The following is an 18,570-nucleotide window of genomic DNA, read 5'->3' as shown; positions in this document are numbered from 1 at the left end:
TGCAATGAGCTTAGGGTTTTGGAATCGCTTGATCGCATTAGTTCGTAAAGAAACTAAGCAGCTCATTCGTGATAAAAGCAGCCTTGGAATTGGACTCGTTTTGCCTGTTATTTTAATTTTACTGTTTGGTTATGGACTTTCCTTTGACTTAAATCAGGCCCGGGTCGGAGTTGTAGTTGATCAGTCTTCACCACAAATCCATCAGGTTTTAGCGGGTTTGAATGGCTCACGATATTTAACAAGTCAAGAGTTTCATAATTTGCCTGAAGCAGAGCAGGCCATTCGAGATGGCGAAATTGATGCCATTTTGCATTTTCCTTCAGATTTCGCCACTCAGGCACAGCAAGGTAATGCAAAGGTTCAACTATTATTAAATGGTACATCCACCACCATAGCAACAGCCTTAGAAGGTTATGTTACAGGTGCTTTAGCTACCGCGCCGTCTATACAAGTTGACCGTGGGCAAATATTAGCAACGTCAAGCGCCGTTAATATTGAACAACGAATATGGTTTAACGAGTCTGCTAACAGTACTTGGTTTTTAGTCCCTGGCTTAATGGTACTTATTTTGACTTTAATCGGTGCATTTTTAACTGGTTTACTTATCGCCCGTGAAAGGGAGCGAGGAACACTAGAAGCCTTATTTGTCACACCTGTAAGACCATTTGAAATTGTATTAGCAAAGCTTATTCCTTATGTTGTTGTGGGCATGATTGATATCGTGATCTGTATTATTGCTGCCTATTTTATTTTTGAAGTGCCCATGCGCGGTTCATTATTCTCAATTTTATCGGCTTCATTTCTCTATTTAGTTGTTTCTTTATTACTTGGTTTAACTATATCCGGTTTTGCTCAAAGTCAGTTTCAGGCAAGTCAAATTGCTTTATTGGCAAGTTTTATGCCCGCACTTATGCTGTCAGGATTTGTTTTTGATACCCGTAACTTACCTTTAGTCGTGCAAATTATTAGCCAATTGCTTCCAGCTACACATTTTATGATTTTAATTAAAACTTTATTTATGGGAGGTGATGATTGGAAGTTATGGCTTAAAGAATGTGGCTTTTTACTGGGATATATCGTTGTTTTGATATGTGCCGTGAACTTTTCACTAAAAAAACGGTTGAGATAAAGTTATGTGGCAGCAACTAATCGCTTGGCTAAAACACTTAAGTTTTTTGGTCAAAAAAGAATTCTTAACCATTTTTAGTGACCCTGCAAATAGAGTCATTCTATTTGTACCTGCACTGATGCAAGCGCTTTTGTTTGGTTATGCTGCAACTTATGATGTTAACCGTGTGGATTATGCAATTTTAGATCAGAGCAATGGGCAAGTTTCACATGAGCTAATCTCAAAACTAGATGGCTCTGGTATTTTTAAGCGTGTTGCAACACTTGAATATACCGAACAAATCAAACAAGTAATTGATAGCCGTCAGGCACTGGTCGTGATTACGATTCCATCAGATTTTGAGGGCAAATTAAATGATAACCAAAGTTCACCTATACAAGTCATTGTTGATGGCAGGAATTCATCAACCGCGGTTGTAGCTGGTTCATATCTAAATAAAATAATTGGGGAGTTTAATCAGCAAAAATTTAACTCAGCTTTGCCGATTAGTCTTGAAACACGAACTTGGTACAATCCAAATCAAGAGTCTCGTTGGAGCTTAATGCCATCATTAATTGCAGCATTAAGTATGATGCAGACATTACTTTTATCTGCTTTATCAGTTGCTCGTGAACGTGAGCAAGGTACATTCGATCAGTTACTAGTGACACCATATACACCATTACAAATTATGATTGGTAAGGCCTTACCACCAATTTTTGTAGGGTTGATACAATCAACTATTATTCTCTTGATCATTTTGTTCTGGTTTAAAATTCCCATGAATGACTCGATTGGGCTACTTTATTTTGGTTTGCTAAGTTTTAATGTGGCTGTAGTTGGTGTGGGTTTATCTATTTCAGCGTTATCTTTAAATATGCAACAAGCCATGCTATTTACGTTTTTACTCATTATGCCTTTAATGTTACTTTCAGGCTTACTGACACCTGTAGAAAATATGCCGAAAGTATTACAAATAGCAACGTACGTAAATCCATTAAGGTTTGGAATTAACTTGGTACAACGAGTTTATTTGGAAGGTGCAGGCTTTGCACAAGTCAAATACAACTTTATCCCAATGATTATACTGGGAGTAGTTACTTTACCTTTAGCAGCTTGGCTATTCAGAAACAGATTATCTTAATTAAAAAGCCCCATTTTAGGGGCTTTAAAACTTATCTAGGCACGTATAATAAGCTCGTAACCCGTATATTTACGAATGTTGATAACACCAATATCAAAGATTAAATATTGGCCTTTAATACCCTGTAATACACCACGAATTTTTGGTGTTTTATCTAGGTTTAGAGATTTAATTTTTTCAGGATATTGTTCTACTGGGTAGACAAATTCTCGTGGTAACTCATCTTCTAATAATTCTACAGTTTCGTTAAATTCAAGATTTTGGCTAAATTCCTCACGAATCGTTTGAATTTTTGGTGCAAACTCCTTGATTAATTGATCACGCTGTTCTGTCAGTTTGAGAGGTTCAGCTTCACCCTTAAGGAGTTTACGCCAATCAGTTTTATCAGCAATTAAAGAACCAAACATAGTTTCAAGCTGACCAGATAAACGGCGTGATCCAACTTTCATAATTGGTAAAGCCTGAGTTGCTCCTTGATCTAACCAACGACCTGGCATATGACTAACACGAGTAATACCTACTTTTAAAGCACTCGAATTTGCCAAATAGACAATATGGGGTTGGAAACAAACATTATGGGCAAAGTCATCTTCACGACATGTACCTAAATGGTAGTGGCATGTTTCTGGTTTCATAATGCATAGGTCACATTCAGCTTTTGTTTTAAAACATTTAAAGCAGTGACCTTGAGAATAAGACTTCGGTGTTTTAGTGCCACAAGAAGTGCAATAAATATTACCTGTCCATTCGATTTCTAGTTCTTGTCCTAAATTAAAAGGAAGATCAATTTCTGAACGGTCTAATACAAATTTGTATTTAACATTTGCCTTGGTTGTCTGTTGATCAGTTACACTAGCATCTTTTAGGCCTGCATGCATTTTATGGCAAATGCCTTGTAGTTCCATAAAGTTTAAACTCACATCTTTCAATTAAGGGTTGCAGTTATGGCTGAACAAAATGTCATCACTTCTATGCTAGACGATTTATCAAACGAACAGCCCATTCATACTGCACTTTGTATTGGCCAGAAAATTGACCAGAATAACGCAATTCAATGGCACTATTTTACCGTAACTGAGCTTTTAAGTCTGCCTTTTACTCAGCGTTATGATTTGGGTTTTGTATTGTTTGATACAGATGAAATGCAGAACATAACTGAAGTACAAAAATCACAATTATTAGTGAAGCTAAGAGATTTGTTGGCAAAACGGATTGTTGTGGTAAGCAAACGCAGTGATGAACAGCTATTACGTTCTTTAGGCTTCACGCAACTTATTGATAAAACATCACATGATAGTGATTTTGCTTTATGGCAATTCAACATTTTGACCTATAAACATGTGCCAGACTGGTTTAATTCAAAGTTTTGGGCGAACCCAGAGAACTGGAATAAATTTCGCTGGTAAAAGGCAAGCAAATCTCTTTCAAAATTTAACAATTTGGCTTTTGCTGTGTTCATAAGAATCCGCGTATGCTCATGTATAAATCATGCATAAGAGATACACATGACAAATTTAAGCAGTATTGTAGAAGTTTTGGCTCAACAAGCTTTAGGTGGGAACCAGCAAGCATCAGGTCAAGGTGGTTTGGGTGGAATTTTAGGTTCTGTATTGGGACAAATGGGCGGTAATACTTCTTCTGGTGCTCAAGGCGGTCTAGGTGGTGTATTAGGTTCGGTATTGGGACAAGTGACAGGCAACAACAATGCACCTCAAACAGGAGGTGGCGTACAAAGTTTATTAATTGCGGTTGTACCTTTAATTTTAGGTTGGGTTCAACAACAAGGTGGATTACAAGCTGCTTTAGAAAAGTTAAAAGGCGCTGGCTTAGGTAGCCAAGTTCAAAGTTGGGTTGACCCAAATCAAAGTAATAGTGAAGTTCCTACCCAGCAATTACAAAGCCTATTTAACCCAGCAGATATTGAGCAAGTTGCCCAGCAGGCTCAAGCGCCAAAAGAACAAGTTTATGGTGCGATCGCATCTGTGTTACCTCAGGTTATTGACTCTTTAACACCTCAGGGTGACAGTACAGATCATCAAGAAGCAAATCAAGACATTCAAAATGTGATGAATCTGGTAAGTGGTTTCTTAAAATAAGAGATATACTTTAAAAAAAGCCGATCATTTTTATATCGGCTTTTTTAGTACGTACAATAAAATAAAAGGGCTTAAGCCCTTTTATTTTATGAAGGATGGTTAATAACTTAGAAGTTATATTCCATACCAGCACCTACAACAGTACGTTTGTCGTCTTGAGCAAGCCAGTCACGTTTTTGTTGAGCAACAATACCGTAGAAACGTGCTTGTTTATTGATTTTGTAGTCTAAGCCTACGCCGTATTGATCAATTTTACGATCTTGTTGACCATCTACAGAAGCTTTAGATGATTGGTATTGTCCTTTTACAACAAAAGGTGTTTCACCAATTTTGTAAGTTATAGCACCAACCCATGCATCTTCTTGTAAGCCTTTATATTTAGTCAACTCATCAGTTGGTTCAGCATGTTGCCATAAACCACCCAACACAAGACCAGTTGCACCAAGCTTGCTAAAATCGTAAGAACCAGTTACACGGTAAGCATCAGAGAAAATATTGCTAAGGCCATAAGCATTGTATTTACCTTGTACGCTGTAGTTAGCAGCAGCAGCCAATGCTAAACCAATGTCTTTATTTTCGTAGCCGAGAGAGCCTGAAACTGAGTCGCCAAAACCATTACGTTTGTCATCGTTACCAGATGCGCCTGGAGTTGGATCAGCAGGCGTTTCACCTTGTTGGAACATTACGTTGAATGTTACACCAGCAAGAAGTTTAGGATCAGATTCAAAGCCAATAACGTTATTTAGACGTTCTTCACCATACATTGTGTTGGTAATATCTAAAATAGTGTGGTCGTTATAGATGTCTTGGTAGTTACCAGCGGCATTTTTGAAGTAAGAGTCAAATTTACCAACTTTCAATGTACCAACATTATTTGATTTGATACCGATATAACGGTTACGTTGACCAAGATCTGTACCATCACCATCAGCATTAATTTGCCATTCAGCTAAATAAACTGCTGACAAGTTATCAGTCAATTTCTCTTCGCCTTTTACCCCAATACGAGACGCGTTAGAGTTAACTTCGGTAACGTCACTTTTACCATCGAAATTTTTGTTGTCAACTTGGTCAATGGTAACATTGAGTTTACCGTACAAAGTTGGCGCTGCTTGCACCGCGTTTACGCTTAGAGTTGCAACTGCGGCAGCGAGAAGCAATTTCTTCATTGAGATTTCTCCAAAAGGTATTTTTAAATGGCGTATGCCTAGCTAACTTTTATTTTCTAGTTGGCTTATGTACAAAAAGTTACAGAAGCTCACCAACTTGCTAAGAAGTATCTGTAAACTTTGTGACAGTGGAGTGAAGAAGAAATGACAGTTTTATGACAAATAAGAATTAGAAATACTTTATTTTATTTTGATTTTATTACACTTTTTAAATAAAAAAAGCGGAGCCTAAGCTCCGCTTTTAACTCTTTAAATCAAAGAGCTGCTTTAATTTTTTCGGCTAAAGCCTTGATTTTATCTTGATCTCCTAATTGCGCAGCATGTTTACCAAGCTGGTGAACATTTGTTGGAATTAGGTGAAAGTGAACGTGAGGGACAGTTTGTCCAGCAGCGGCCCCAGATAATTGCATGAGAACAATACCATCTAGGTTTAGTGCTGTTTCCATTGCTTTCGCAATCTTTTGCACAATCTGGATGGTGTAAGCTGCTGCCTCAGGGGGTAAATCAAGTAAAGTTACTGCAGGAGTTTTTGGAATAACTAATGCATGACCATCGGCTTGGGGCATAATATCCATAAAAGCTAGAACTTGATCATCTTCATAGAGTTTTATCGCTGGAAGTTCACCACGTAAAATTTTTGCGAAGATATTTTGATCATCATATGCCATGAATTATTCCTTTAAGTACTATTTACACTTCAATTCTTTTTGACGTTCTTTAATTGCGTCTAGACGTTGCTGCTCTTTATCAGAGAATTTTGGCTTAGTCGTATGACAGTTTTCATTACCATATTTTTCTTTAGCATCTTGGTCTTTAAAGCAAAAGCCTTTTGATGCATAAATCAAATTGTAATCATCTTGCAATTTTTGACATTCTTGCTCAGGTGTTGCAGCTTGAGCACTGAAGCCGGCAAGAGATACCATTCCAGTGAATACTGCAACCAATAATTTATTCATGAGCTTTTCCTCAGTTAAGGTATGAACCTGTACTCAATATAAGGTTTATTCCCAATATTTCAATGACTATTAATTACTCAAGTGTTATTAAAAATCATGTTTTATCTTATAATACAAAAAAGCTTTACATATCAATATCTTTTTTAAAATTTAAATTAAATCAATTGGTTATATTTTATTTTAGATTAAATAATAAAAATATATACATAATAAATATTTAAAACGATTATTAAAATTTCATAGTGATGAATTAAATACGCTATATGAGTAACATCGGTTCTTGTTTATGTAATCAAGAAAATTTCTATATTTCTTTAAATGAAAACTGTTTATTACGGTCATTGCAGTTTATGGCGAAAAAAAACGGGTATGGGAGCGAATGCGGGACTTTGGTCGAAGAAAGCTTTTTGTATAAAGTCAAAACATGAATGGGTAGGTTAGCGAACGCTCATAAAAGTTTCGACCCTTTGCCTGTTATTGAGGAATTCTTAAAATACTTCGAATAACATCTTTTTAATTTTATATCTTTTAATATTTCTTAAGTGTTCGTTACATAAATGATGTGTGTTCACTGTTGAATATATCCGGTATTTAATTGAGCATGAAATGACATAATTTAAAAAGGATGAATCACATGATAGATGAAGAAAAGCCTTTAAACTTTGAAGATGATGAAGAGCCTCTTGATTTTGAAGATGAAGAATTTATAGACGATAAAAAAGAGGATGAAATGTATAACTCGATCACTAAGGATGGATCTAGCGTTGATCCTGCCGATGACGGAACAAGACATATTCGCCCTGAAGATGGTGATCCGATAGAACTTGATGAGTAAAAACATCAATTTAAATAATATTATTCTTTTTAATATTTAAGTATAAGTGTAATATCCGATCGCTGTCACAAACAGCAAAAGTCCTGAATGATCAGCGCAAAAAATCAAAAGGGTAGAGCCTGCTTACAAAGCGGGCTTTTTATTTTTTGTATAAATTTAAACTGAAAAATTGGCTGAATGAGAAGAAAATATTCTTGTTTTTAAACTAATAAAATATGCATCAAAATAATAGCTTACACCTAAATACTCCACTTATTTATAGTGAGCATTTAAAAGAAGCACGAATGTAAATAATAAAAATAAAAAAAGTAGAAAAGCCATAAGTTAAAGCATATCGTTAAATTATTTAGGTATTTTACACAATTTAACATTTTATGCAAATTGGTTTGCATTTTATTAAGATTTGTTAAAAATCGATCAAAGCCTGATCGTTTTAAATATATGACAATTTTTGTTTAATTTGATAGGTTGTTTTATTTTTTACAACAATGGGTAGGCTGTATGGAAAAATTGTTATTCGCTTTTGCTGTGGTGCTGACGCTGAATGGTTGTGCATCACTCACCCATAAAGCTGATGAAAATTATGTTAGCAAGTCACCAGTTACTCCAGTGAATACCGCATTTAATGGAACGAAAGTACCTGAGCATGGAATTTTTACTGAGCAAGATATTGCTAACATGCCTGAACATTCAAATATCAATTCACGTTATGAGGTAGCATTTTAATAAGTGAACAGAATTTGAAATTGAATAGTTAAACTAAATAAACTGGTCAATTAGCTGAAATATTAAATTTACTAGCATTCTATTTAGTAAAAGCTGCTAAGTATAAAACCACCAGTTTGGTGGTTTTTAAAAAGATAAAATGTTAAATTTTAATCATTGAAAAAATTGGTTTTATAAATGAAAAGTATCATTATTTTTACTTCTATATTTTTATTATGCGGGTGCGCAATTAATACTAAGTCATTATCATCACCAAAAAGTAATGATGATAAAACGATATTAGAAGCTGAAAAATATAAGCAACAATATCAGAAAAAAATCTTTCGAACTTGGGATGTCCCATCATCTTCATCTGGTATGAGTGCTAGTGTTAAAGTTTTTTTAACTGACACAGGTCAAATTGAGCAAATTATTTTTCTTGATAAAGAAGACCCAAAGTTTAAATCAAGTATTGAAAAAGCTATATGGCGTTCAAGTCCATTTAATTTACCTACTAATCCTGAGGTTCGTAAGCAAGCTAGAAAATTCAATATAAAATTTATATCTAAGTAAATTTTTCAATATGAACTTGTTCTTTACTTCAAGAAACCACCGGCAGGTGGTTTCCTTGTTTTTATAGTGAATTTTACGATTGATTGATAACTTTAGGTTATTAATTATTTAAAAACTAATCATTATTTTTTATCAGCTTTTTCTTCTATGTTTAGTTTATCGAAAAAGAGGAATAAGCCATGTTGAATCAACATGAGATTAATTTAAAGCAGTACCACAATAAATCTTTAAGTTATTTGAATAGCACCGCTCATTCTGAAGGGGTTGAATTTGATAAATTTATTAAAGAAATTGAGAAATACCCAAATGCGGTTGTTTTAGATTTAGGTTGTGGTGGTGGTCATGTGGCTTATAGCGTTGCTCACCATGCTGATCTGGTTTTTGCTTATGATTTATCTCATGAAATGCTCGATACTGTTTCAAAAGCTGCCAATGACCGAAAAATAAAGAATATCTTTGTACAACAAGGTATAGCTGAAGATATGCCTTTTACAGATGAACAGTTTGATGTAGTCATTAGTCGATATTCTGCTCATCACTGGCAACATGTACCAACGGCCATGAAAGAAATAAACCGGGTTTTAAAACCTAATGGTACCGTTATTTTTGTTGATATTGTTAGCTCAAGTTTTCCCATATTAGATACCTTTTTGCAAACTATAGAAGTGATTCGAGACCCGAGTCATGTAAGAAATTACAGTATTAAAGAATGGGTTTACTTTATTGAGGACGCTGGCTTTGAGTTAACTGCTTTAGATAAACAATCACTCATGCTAGATTTTGATAGTTGGGTACAGCGTATGAAAACACCTGAAGATCAGATAAAAACGCTTAAGTATCTACAAGAAAATGCATCAGATATTGTCAGAAAATATTTCAACCTTCAAAAAGACGGAAGTTTCGAAAGTAAGGTAGGGTATTTTGTATTTAAAAAGATATCTTTTTAACTCGGTTGTATGTTCAAGATTTCTAATATTAGCAATCTTCAAAACTGATCAAATATACAGTTATGGTTTATAAAAAATGAAAAAGCCCTTTATATCAGGGCTTTTTCGTAGTCGTTTTTTAAATTATAGTCGAACGTTCCGTCAACCAATCTGCCAGTTTAGGCCAAAATTCTTGTGCACTTGCTTGGCTAGACATCAGTCCTAAATGACCTCCGGGAATAAGGGTAAAGGTTACATCTTGGCTACTGGTTAATTGACTTAATGGCTGAGCAGCATCTGCTGTGACTAATTGATCGCTACGACCTGCACCGACTAAAAGAGAACAAGCAATATTTTTTAATTCAATTTTTTTATCTTTTAATTGAATAGAGCCTTGATTCAACGGATTTTGTAGCCATACGTTGAATAACATGTCCTGATTAATACCACCAGGATAATCAATCATATTGTTTAAAAAACTACTTAATGTGGCGTGCTCTTGTACAAATTGAAGGTCATGAAGGTTTTTGAGTAATTGAATATGACCGTCGAACCAGCCTTTAGGGTCAAGAATTTTAAATCCCAAAGAATTTAAAATACCTGGAGTATGAATCAACCGCTTTGGTAAACCAGAATAAATACGTTGCTGAAGTTTTTTATTATGACTAATAGCATTATTTATGGTTCTGTAGAGTTTTCCAATATAACCAGATGCATAACTATTGATAGGGCTGCCTAAGACTATAAGGTTTTTGACATAATTAGGTTGGTTATGCGCCGTATATAAAGTAACGAATATGCCTGCCATACTCCATCCATGTAGTGAAATTTGATTGCTACCTGAATGCGTTCGTATTACCTCGATGGCTTTAGGAATAAAATCTTCAATAAATGATAAAAAGTTTAGATGTCTATCTTTAAATCCTAAACGTCCCCAATCGACAAGGTATACGTCGAAACCTGCATTCTGGAAATGTTTAATAAGAGAACGATAAGGATATAAATCATAGATCGCCATATTAATCGCTAAAGGTGCAACAAATACTAATGGTTCTTTAAAGCGCTTTTGAGCAGCAGCATAGTAACGAATGCGAGTTTCATTAAATTGACCAATAACTTCGTAATGCGTGCTTTGAGACAACACCAGTGTTTTGGGGTGGAATAGTCGGGTAGAGAGGTGCTTGATTTGACTTTGTTCAGAGACAAGGGACTTTAAGCGTTTCATCTTGTTTTACCAACTATACTAAAGATTGATTGAAGTCTAAGCGATAATTTTCAGGTTTACCTTGACCTTAAATACCCTAGGCACTCAAAATGATGATAGTTTTTAGTACATGACCAGTAAAGGCGAACATTTAATGAACCAGTCTGATGATTTAGAATACCAACTTGATACTTTAGCCATTCGTACCGGGCATACTCGTAGTTTTGAAGGTGAGCATGGCGAACCGATTTTTTTGACTTCATCTTTTGTGTATGAAAACGCTGCTGAAGCGGCTGCAAAATTTTCTGGTCAAGTTCAAGGAAATATCTATTCACGTTTTACCAATCCGACTGTATCGATGTTCGAAAAACGCTTAGCAGCTTTAGACGGTGCTGAACGTGCTGTTGCGACAAGTTCTGGAATGGGCGCGATTTTGTCAGTTGCTATGGCATATTTAAAAGCGGGTGATCATGTTATTTGCTCAAGAGCAGTTTTTGGTTCAGTTGTTGCCTTGTTTGAGAAATATATTGCCAAGTTTGGTGTAGACATTACATTTGTCGATTTATGTGATTTGGACGATTGGAAAAACGCAGTACGTCCAGAAACTAAACTTTTATTTGTTGAGTCACCATCGAATCCTTTAGCTGAGATTGCAGATATTCAAGCACTTGCAGATATTGCACATGCGAATGGTGCATTACTTGCAGTTGATAATAGTTTCTGTACGCCTGTTTTACAGCAACCATTAAAATTTGGTGCAGACCTTGTGATTTACTCGGCAACTAAATATTTAGATGGACAAGGGCGAGCATTAGGCGGTGCTGTTGTCGGTAATCATCAGTTGTTAGAAGAAGTTTTTGGTGTCGTCCGTACACTTGGGCCATCAATGAGCCCGTTTAATGCATGGGTTTTCTTAAAAGGTCTAGAAACCTTACGTTTACGTATGAAAGCCCATTGTGAAAGTGCTCAAAAGCTTGCCGAATGGTTGTCTACTCATGAAAAAGTAGAGAAAGTCTATTACGCAGGCCTTCCAACTCACGAAGGACATGAACTTGCAGCAAAACAGCAAAATGGTTTTGGCGGGATTGTTTCTTTCGTTGTTAAAGGCGAACGAGAAGGTGCTTGGAAGGTGATTGATAACACCAAATTTATTTCAATTACTGGTAATTTAGGTGATGTTAAATCGACAATCACACACCCTGCGACAACAACACACGGCAAACTTTCTGCTGAAGCCAAACAAGCAGCAGGAATTCAAGAAGGTTTAATCCGTGTTTCAGTTGGTTTAGAAGATATTAACGATATTATTGGTGATATCTCACGCGGATTAGATTTAATCTAATTAATTTATATATTTAAGACTGAGCCATACTGGTTTTAGTATGGCTTTTCTTTAAATTCACTTTTACTTTTAACCAACGATTGAAATAAAAAAACTACATTTTGTTGTAAATGACTTTAAAATCGAAACGTAAAAAAGTTCTAAAGTTAATAAAAATAACAAAGCGAGTTTTAACCATGCTTAAACCTATAATTTTTTTAGTCGCTATAGGGGCAATTGGTTTAATTGGATATAGAGTATTTGCCCAAAAAGATGAACCAACTCAAATCAGCGAAACTGTGTTGTTGATTAATGATGCGAACAAATCAGTTGAAGATGCCGATCATTCAATTGAAAAAGCAAATGCTTCTTTTCAGAAAATGCCTTTAAATGAATACAAATCTGACAATAAAAATCTTCAAGCTTCACAGTAGTGTCAGTTAAATTAGAGAACCGGTTCCTAAGTCTCAAAACTTTTGTATAGAAAACTTTAAATGGATGAGTTAACGAAAATAGTTTCATAGATACCAATAGAAAACATTAATTTATTGTGTCAGAATTGCGGATTAATTTTGATTTAAACGTAATGACCTCAATGATCTTGATGATCGGTGGGGGTAATAAAAGAGTTTAAGTTCCGAAGTGTTATGTGACTATCAATCATATTTGATAGAGATACGGAGTTAGGTTTATGAATATCAATATGCTCATGCAGCAAGCGCAGCGCATGCAAAAAGATATGGAATCAAATATAAAAAAGGCCAAAGAAGAGCTTGCTCAAACTGAAGTACATGCTGAGGCTGGCGGCGGTTTAGTTAAAGTAACAATGACTGGTCGTTATATCGTAAAACGTATCGAAATTAATCCAGAATTACTTCAAGATGAACCAGACATGATTGAGGATTTGATTGCTGCGGCAGTTAATGACGCTGTGCGTCAAGCAGAAGTAATTTCTGAAGAGAAAATGCAAAAAGCTAACTCAGGTATGGGTTTACCTCCTGGTTTAGCAGGCATGTTCTAAGGAAATTCAGTGTTTAGTGATAGATTTGAACAACTCGTTCAAGCTTTACGTATTTTGCCTAGCGTTGGACCGAAGTCGGCCCAACGTATGGCTTTACATCTGTTGATGAAAAATCGTGAAGGTGCCTTTGCTTTAGCGCATGCTCTCCATGAAGCATCAAGTTATATTCATGAATGTAGTGTTTGCCACTCTTTAACAGAGCACGAAATTTGTGACATTTGCGCCTCAACAGAAAGAGAAGATCAACTGCTTTGTGTAGTTGAGTCTCCGGCAGATGTGATGGCAATTGAGCAAAGTGGTAGTTTCCGTGGCAAATACCATGTATTAGGTGGTCATCTTTCTCCATTAGATGGTATCGGGCCAGAGGAAATAGGTATTCCTTACCTAATTCAACGCTTAAGCCAAGGTACTATTGAAGAAGTTATTTTGGCAACTAATGCTACAGTAGAAGGTCAGGCGACAGCACACTACTTGGTCGAAGCCACGAAACATTTACCTATTCATATGACACGTATTGCTCAGGGTGTACCACAAGGTGGTGAACTTGAATATGTTGATAGTCATACATTAAGTCAGGCTGTTCATAACCGCATGCGTATGAAATAAGTACTTCGGTGCTTATTTCAAAGTTTTTAAAATCAATCCTATTATTAAAAATAGTTTTAGAAGACAAAAGTATATTTTTAAAAATTATTTAGTGAATATATAAATTAAAAAGAAGCGGTTGTGGAAAAATAAATTTTATAAGGGTGTTAAATTGAAAAACTTTAAAATAATGATCAAAAAATTATCTCTTTTTAGGGAAATTGTTCAAAAATAGATTATTCATCCGAGATTCAGTAGCATTTTTCTATTGCTATGTTATATATACCAGAGTTTAAAGCACTCTTTGCATTTACTTGAGAAAGCATGTTTCAGTTTATCCAACAGCAAACCGAATTGGTTGATGTTCTTCAACAAATGGATCAATGTTCAACATATGGACTTGATACAGAATTTATTAAGGTTGACACCCTTTGGCCTAAACTTGGAGTATGTCAGGTCAATGTCAACGAAAACGTATATTTGTTGGATGGGGTATCGTTAGATTTAACTGAGTTTTGGAAAAAAATCTTTGTTGCTCAACAAAATATTTTTCACGCATGTAGTGAAGATATCGATTTAATTTACCATTATGCCGATGAACAAAACCTGTTAAATGTTTTTGATACTCAAGTTGGACTTTCTTTTCTCGGACATGGTTTACAAGTCAGCTATCAAGGTGCTTTAAAGCTTTGTTTAGACATTGACATTGAAAAAGATCAAACACGTTCAGACTGGTTGGCGAGACCTTTATCTCCTCAACAGCTATGTTACGCTGCAAATGATGTTTTATATCTTATGCAATTGGCTACCCATATTCAGGAGCAGCTTAAGCAAAAAGGGCTTTACGACTATGTTGTTGAAGATTGCAGTAGTCTCACCAAAGAAATTATTAGTGAAACACCAACTTCATTGCTTTATACAGATGTAGGGAATTATCGACATTCGCGTCGTCAATTAATGCAGTTGCAGAATTTGAGTGAATGGCGAGAACATATAGTGAAAGCAACTAACCAGCCACGTAGTTTTGTTCTTAGAAACTCGACAATGATTGATTTAGTCGAAAAGAATCCGCGTAATAATTTCCAATTATCTCAAGTCAGAGATATTCGTCCAAATGTTGTTCGTGAATATGGCAAGATTATTCTGGATCTTTTAAAAGACTTACCAATAGAAGGGCAATGGCCAGCTAAAATTGCTAAACCTTTTAAAATTACTTCGAAAGAAACTTTAGATAAAATGGATGCGTTAATTGCTAATGCTATAGAGCAGACCTCCATTCCAAAAGAAGTTTTGCTTCGTAAGAAATGGTTAAATGCGATTCATCAGCATGTGCTTTCTAAAGGTGACGAACAAGATTTACCTGATTACTTGTTGGGATGGCGTTACGAATTACTTACCAAACCACTTATTGAACTATTCACAAAAGAGAAGGCAAGTCTCTTATTTTAAATTTATAAAGGTGTTTTTAGTTCAAATAAACTCTTTGTATTTAAGAAATAGTTTGGTTGGTTAATATTTATTCAAATAATACTTATTAATATTACTTTAAAATAAGACTCTTTTGTAAGCACAGCTTTATGAAATTAATTTTTTATTTAGCTTTGCTTTATATTGGTAGACTTTTTTAAAGTTTAATTACTATAAATATGAGTTAATCTTAATTATATATACCTATGCTGAATTAAATTAACTTTATTCATGAGAAAAATTCAATTGCGTATATATACAGGTCTGTATATTCTTGGCAGCAAGAAAAACAATTTCAAAATAAATAATATATAACTATAAGTTTGTTTCGGTGCAGAAATATAGAGGCCTTCTCGGGGAGAGGAGGCCTCTAATTTTATTTGTGCAATCTTAAAAAGTTTTTAAAATCAATAATAAGTTAATATTGAAATTAATTTTTTATGCTATAAATAAAGCTTACTAATAACTAGAGAGATAAACATGACTAATAATTTTAATGCTGAACAGGCAAGAAAAAATGCTAAAGATGTAAAAATTGATCAAACAATATTGTTAGAAAAAATCTTATCTGGAACTGAGGAAATTTCCAAAGAAGGTAAACGCCGAGCAGTGTTTCAATTTCCAATAGATGCCTTACATCCTGAACATATTACCCAAGTAGAAGAAGAGCTAAAAGCTCGAGGTTTTAATGTTTCAACTAATATTGAACAGTCTGGTACAACAGTCAATATTGAAGTTAGTTTCTAAATTTTTTATCAGACGCCCATACTTTAGGGCGTTTCTTATAATTTTTTACAATCTAAATTTATAAAAATCAATATATTGTTTGACAGGCTTGTACTTCTTCTGTAGCTTTACTTTTTGAGTGGAATATGGATATGAACTTCCAAACAATACTTTCATCTTTCAAAAATCAATCTACTGGTACGGATGCATTTAAAAACTTAAAAAATGCGTGTGAGCAGTATCTAAAACAATCTCCAGATCTAAACCAAAAATCAGCGACTTATCTTATTTATGGATTTGCTCGTAGTTATGTAATCTTATATGAAGATGAAGCAGTGACTACCGAGTTTGCGCAAGCTTCAAAAGAAACATTAATGAATTACATGAGTCAGTTAAATGAGGCCTTACTTACTCAAGATGACAGCTTAATTTTGAGTGCGTTAAATCAGGTGAGTAATGACTATATGCAAGGCTCAAGAGTCTTTTAAAATCTTTGTTAGCTTATTAATAGGATACTTCTTTAGTCATCAAGTTAACCAAAGAAGTATCCAGTGGTAATTTTAATGTGATTTTTTCTTACCACCGCCATCTTGTTTATTGACGGTAGACCATGCAATACGTTCAGCTTCTTCTTGAGAATGACCTCTATCTACTTCACTCTCAACAATATGTTGAGCCTGACGCTTTTGCTTTGCTGTATAAGATGATTTATCGCCACGAGACATAGCATAGACCTCCTATTTATAGATCTATAGTTATTGAAACACATCCGAATTTATAATCGGTTAAATAATGTCTTATCCTGTATGCATAAGTTAAAGCTTATCAATGTTTAATTTAAAGCAGAATTTAAATTAAATTTATAATTTTCAATAAATTAAACTGGATTAACTTCAGTTAAATTAAAGTTTGATTGTTTTCAAAATGTAATTTTTTCATTTTATAAAAGTAGTTCAAAGGATTTTTTATGTAAAATTAATAGGTTATTAAAGGTAGAAAATTTAAAACTTTAGAAAATTAAAAGTTATTTGTCGACCTTAATGATTGTTGTGGGTTAATATTTCGCAAGAAAAGAAAAAACGACTGATGCGTAAACAAACCTGCGTGTGTCTGTTGTTTTTTTTCATGTATGCTGTCCTTAGTTCAAGAGTTGATTTGAAATGCACTGTGATATTTATAGATCGAGCAAAAAAGATGAAATGTACATTTATATTGCTCGTCCAAACTATCCTGATGATACGGAGCAAACCGATCCGTTTGAAAAAGTTCCAGAAGCTGTTTTACAAGCATTTGGTCGTGCAACGTTTGTCATGCATTTAGAATTGGCTCCAACACGTAAATTAGCGCGTGTAAATGTTTTACATGTTCTAGACTCATTACAAACAAAAGGTTTCTTTATTCAGATGCCGCCAGAAGGGTTAATTAACCCAAATGCAGTTGAACCAGAGGGCTTACGTGGTGCGTGAAGATCAAGCTGGAATTTTAAATCAATTACTTTCTTCTCTCGATGCAGTTCCTGAGGAAATCATTGCTTTAACAGCTTATGGCGTTGGCGCTCTTATTGCTTTGTGGTGTTGGTGGCGTTTAATGCGCCGCTTACCTACTACTTTTGGCGCAATAAGCTGGTTAGTTGTGTTTGCTATTTTATTGACGCCAACCGTTTCGGAAGGGCCTAATGCATCTGTAGCACCAGCTATTTTTGGTTTACTGTTTGGTGTGTTAACTAAAGACAGTCCTTTAATCTGGTCAAATTTATCCTTAATTCTGTTTGTGGTTGGTCTAGGTTTGGTTATTGGCTATTGTTGGTCAAAATATTCAACAAACAAGAGCATGCGTTCCATCTAACCATTGAAATAGAAAAATAAGGTCTCTACATGTCTGCTGATACCCAACATTTTACCGGTACAGATCAATATATTGCGACTGATAGTCTTAAACTTGCTGTAAAAGCAGCTCGTGCTTTGCAAAAGCCTTTATTGGTTAAAGGTGAGCCAGGTACAGGTAAAACTTTACTTGCTGAGCAAGTTGCAGAAAGTCTAGGTTTAAAACTCATCACTTGGCACATCAAGTCAACGACTAAAGCACAGCAAGGCTTATATGAATACGATGCTGTGTCCCGCTTGCGTGATAGTCAACTCGGTGATGATCGCGTTTACGATATTAAGAACTATATTAAGCCCGGTAAACTGTGGGAAGCTTTCACCAGTGAAGAGCGTTGTGTGCTTTTAATTGATGAAATTGATAAAGCAGACATCGAGTTTCCAAATGACTTGTTACATGAACTTGATAAGATGTCTTTTTATGTTTATGAAACAGGCGAAACGATTACGGCTACTCAACGTCCAATCGTAATTATTACTTCAAATAATGAAAAAGAATTACCAGATGCGTTCCTGCGTCGTTGCTTCTTCCACTACATTGAGTTTCCAGACGAAGCAACTATGCGTGAAATTATCTCGGTACATTTCCCAAGTATCTCTGCAACCTTAGTAAATGAAGCACTTCAAGTTTTCTTCAAACTCCGTGAAATTCCTAATTTGAAGAAACCACCATCTACTTCAGAATTAATTGATTGGTTAAGTCTGCTTATGGCAGATGATATGCCTGAAGATGTATTACGTAATCGAGATACATCAAAAGCGATTCCACCTTTGTATGGCGCACTCATTAAAAACGAGCAAGATGTGCAACTGCTTGAACGTTTGGCTTTCATGTCACGACGTTAAAGGAGGGA

At 35.0% G+C, this 18,570-nt stretch carries 24 protein-coding genes; 18 read left to right on the top strand and 6 right to left on the bottom strand.

Going from position 1 to position 18,570, the window contains the following annotated elements; all coding sequences use genetic code 11:
* The first annotated feature begins 4 nt into the window (after positions 1–4).
* Positions 5–1,129 carry an ABC transporter permease gene (locus tag NE363_RS09850; protein WP_348902119.1) on the top strand — a complete coding sequence of 375 codons (1,125 nt, stop codon included), beginning with the start codon at positions 5–7 and terminating at the stop codon, positions 1,127–1,129.
* 4 nt (positions 1,130–1,133) lie between these two features.
* A complete protein-coding gene (locus tag NE363_RS09845; RefSeq protein ID WP_445534949.1) occupies positions 1,134–2,252 on the top strand; it encodes an ABC transporter permease in 1,119 nt (372 codons plus the stop codon).
* A gap of 35 nt (positions 2,253–2,287) precedes the next feature.
* Here the strand turns inward: NE363_RS09845 and NE363_RS09840 are convergent, their stop codons facing one another.
* On the bottom strand, positions 2,288–3,157 hold the full coding sequence (locus tag NE363_RS09840) for a DUF2797 domain-containing protein (protein ID WP_445534948.1): 870 nt from the start codon (positions 3,155–3,157) through the stop codon (positions 2,288–2,290).
* A gap of 39 nt (positions 3,158–3,196) precedes the next feature.
* Between NE363_RS09840 and NE363_RS09835 the strand changes: the two genes are divergently transcribed.
* Entirely contained in the window at positions 3,197–3,658 is a 462-nt protein-coding gene (locus tag NE363_RS09835; protein ID WP_016138231.1) for a DUF6231 family protein, read from the top strand.
* A 99-nt stretch (positions 3,659–3,757) separates the two neighbouring features.
* Positions 3,758–4,348 (top strand): YidB family protein, encoded by a 591-nt coding sequence (locus tag NE363_RS09830; RefSeq protein ID WP_068934515.1) that lies wholly within the window; start codon positions 3,758–3,760, stop codon positions 4,346–4,348.
* Positions 4,349–4,455: 107 nt separating this feature from the next.
* Here the strand turns inward: NE363_RS09830 and NE363_RS09825 are convergent, their stop codons facing one another.
* From NE363_RS09825 to NE363_RS09815, 3 genes are all read right to left on the bottom strand, one after another.
* A complete protein-coding gene (locus NE363_RS09825; RefSeq protein WP_004701846.1) occupies positions 4,456–5,517 on the bottom strand; it encodes a porin in 1,062 nt (353 codons plus the stop codon).
* 254 nt (positions 5,518–5,771) lie between these two features.
* The gene (locus NE363_RS09820; RefSeq protein WP_000312749.1) at positions 5,772–6,185 is read right to left on the bottom strand and encodes an HIT family protein; all 414 of its coding nucleotides are present in this window, start codon (positions 6,183–6,185) and stop codon (positions 5,772–5,774) included.
* A gap of 18 nt (positions 6,186–6,203) precedes the next feature.
* Positions 6,204–6,473, bottom strand: a complete 270-nt coding sequence (locus NE363_RS09815) for a YARHG domain-containing protein (RefSeq protein ID WP_004701840.1) — start codon at positions 6,471–6,473, stop codon at positions 6,204–6,206.
* A gap of 634 nt (positions 6,474–7,107) precedes the next feature.
* Here NE363_RS09815 and NE363_RS09810 point away from each other — a divergent pair.
* The 4 genes from NE363_RS09810 (at position 7,108) to NE363_RS09795 (ending at position 9,533) form a co-directional block, all read left to right on the top strand.
* The gene (locus NE363_RS09810) at positions 7,108–7,308 is read left to right on the top strand and encodes a hypothetical protein (RefSeq protein ID WP_019459061.1); all 201 of its coding nucleotides are present in this window, start codon (positions 7,108–7,110) and stop codon (positions 7,306–7,308) included.
* A 501-nt stretch (positions 7,309–7,809) separates the two neighbouring features.
* Positions 7,810–8,034: a hypothetical protein gene (locus NE363_RS09805; protein WP_077165366.1), complete on the top strand. Its 225-nt coding sequence runs from the start codon at positions 7,810–7,812 to the stop codon at positions 8,032–8,034.
* A gap of 177 nt (positions 8,035–8,211) precedes the next feature.
* Positions 8,212–8,586: a cell envelope integrity protein TolA gene (locus NE363_RS09800; RefSeq protein ID WP_086496259.1), complete on the top strand. Its 375-nt coding sequence runs from the start codon at positions 8,212–8,214 to the stop codon at positions 8,584–8,586.
* Positions 8,587–8,765: 179 nt separating this feature from the next.
* Complete coding sequence (locus NE363_RS09795; protein ID WP_445534947.1) at positions 8,766–9,533, top strand: class I SAM-dependent methyltransferase; 768 nt, start codon at positions 8,766–8,768, stop codon at positions 9,531–9,533.
* A 118-nt stretch (positions 9,534–9,651) separates the two neighbouring features.
* Here NE363_RS09795 and NE363_RS09790 read toward each other — a convergent pair whose 3' ends face one another.
* Positions 9,652–10,737 (bottom strand): alpha/beta fold hydrolase, encoded by a 1,086-nt coding sequence (locus NE363_RS09790; protein WP_077168561.1) that lies wholly within the window; start codon positions 10,735–10,737, stop codon positions 9,652–9,654.
* 133 nt (positions 10,738–10,870) lie between these two features.
* Here NE363_RS09790 and NE363_RS09785 point away from each other — a divergent pair, with 133 nt between their 5' ends.
* From NE363_RS09785 to NE363_RS09755, 7 genes are all read left to right on the top strand, one after another.
* Positions 10,871–12,058, top strand: coding sequence for an O-succinylhomoserine sulfhydrylase (locus NE363_RS09785; RefSeq protein WP_174742014.1), 1,188 nt, complete (start codon positions 10,871–10,873; stop codon positions 12,056–12,058).
* Positions 12,059–12,234: 176 nt separating this feature from the next.
* Positions 12,235–12,471, top strand: coding sequence for a hypothetical protein (locus NE363_RS09780; RefSeq protein ID WP_445534946.1), 237 nt, complete (start codon positions 12,235–12,237; stop codon positions 12,469–12,471).
* Positions 12,472–12,728: 257 nt separating this feature from the next.
* Entirely contained in the window at positions 12,729–13,058 is a 330-nt protein-coding gene (locus tag NE363_RS09775) for a YbaB/EbfC family nucleoid-associated protein (protein ID WP_002113538.1), read from the top strand.
* A gap of 9 nt (positions 13,059–13,067) precedes the next feature.
* Positions 13,068–13,664 carry a recombination mediator RecR gene (recR, locus tag NE363_RS09770; RefSeq protein WP_004701819.1) on the top strand — a complete coding sequence of 199 codons (597 nt, stop codon included), beginning with the start codon at positions 13,068–13,070 and terminating at the stop codon, positions 13,662–13,664.
* A gap of 303 nt (positions 13,665–13,967) precedes the next feature.
* Positions 13,968–15,092, top strand: a complete 1,125-nt coding sequence (locus NE363_RS09765) for a ribonuclease D (protein WP_445534945.1) — start codon at positions 13,968–13,970, stop codon at positions 15,090–15,092.
* 498 nt (positions 15,093–15,590) lie between these two features.
* Complete coding sequence (locus tag NE363_RS09760; protein ID WP_004701816.1) at positions 15,591–15,857, top strand: hypothetical protein; 267 nt, start codon at positions 15,591–15,593, stop codon at positions 15,855–15,857.
* Between the two features lie 131 nt (positions 15,858–15,988).
* A complete protein-coding gene (locus NE363_RS09755; protein WP_445534944.1) occupies positions 15,989–16,324 on the top strand; it encodes a hypothetical protein in 336 nt (111 codons plus the stop codon).
* A gap of 72 nt (positions 16,325–16,396) precedes the next feature.
* Here NE363_RS09755 and NE363_RS09750 read toward each other — a convergent pair whose 3' ends face one another.
* Positions 16,397–16,561, bottom strand: coding sequence for a hypothetical protein (locus NE363_RS09750; RefSeq protein ID WP_212511431.1), 165 nt, complete (start codon positions 16,559–16,561; stop codon positions 16,397–16,399).
* A 480-nt stretch (positions 16,562–17,041) separates the two neighbouring features.
* On the opposite strand from NE363_RS09750, the gene NE363_RS09745 reads away from it, so the two are divergent.
* Genes NE363_RS09745 through NE363_RS09735 form a run of 3 tightly spaced genes read left to right on the top strand, consistent with a single transcriptional unit; the run spans position 17,042 to position 18,562 of the window.
* Positions 17,042–17,302, top strand: a complete 261-nt coding sequence (locus tag NE363_RS09745) for a YcgL domain-containing protein (RefSeq protein WP_240061235.1) — start codon at positions 17,042–17,044, stop codon at positions 17,300–17,302.
* Positions 17,295–17,681, top strand: coding sequence for a hypothetical protein (locus NE363_RS09740; protein WP_445534943.1), 387 nt, complete (start codon positions 17,295–17,297; stop codon positions 17,679–17,681). Before NE363_RS09745 ends, NE363_RS09740 begins: the two co-directional genes overlap by 8 nt.
* A 29-nt stretch (positions 17,682–17,710) precedes the next feature.
* On the top strand, positions 17,711–18,562 hold the full coding sequence (locus NE363_RS09735; RefSeq protein WP_004701808.1) for an AAA family ATPase: 852 nt from the start codon (positions 17,711–17,713) through the stop codon (positions 18,560–18,562).
* Positions 18,563–18,570 lie beyond the last annotated feature (8 nt).

This window comes from Acinetobacter sp. G18 (assembly GCF_052660225.1).
This window is presented reverse-complemented; position numbering and strand designations above follow the sequence as displayed.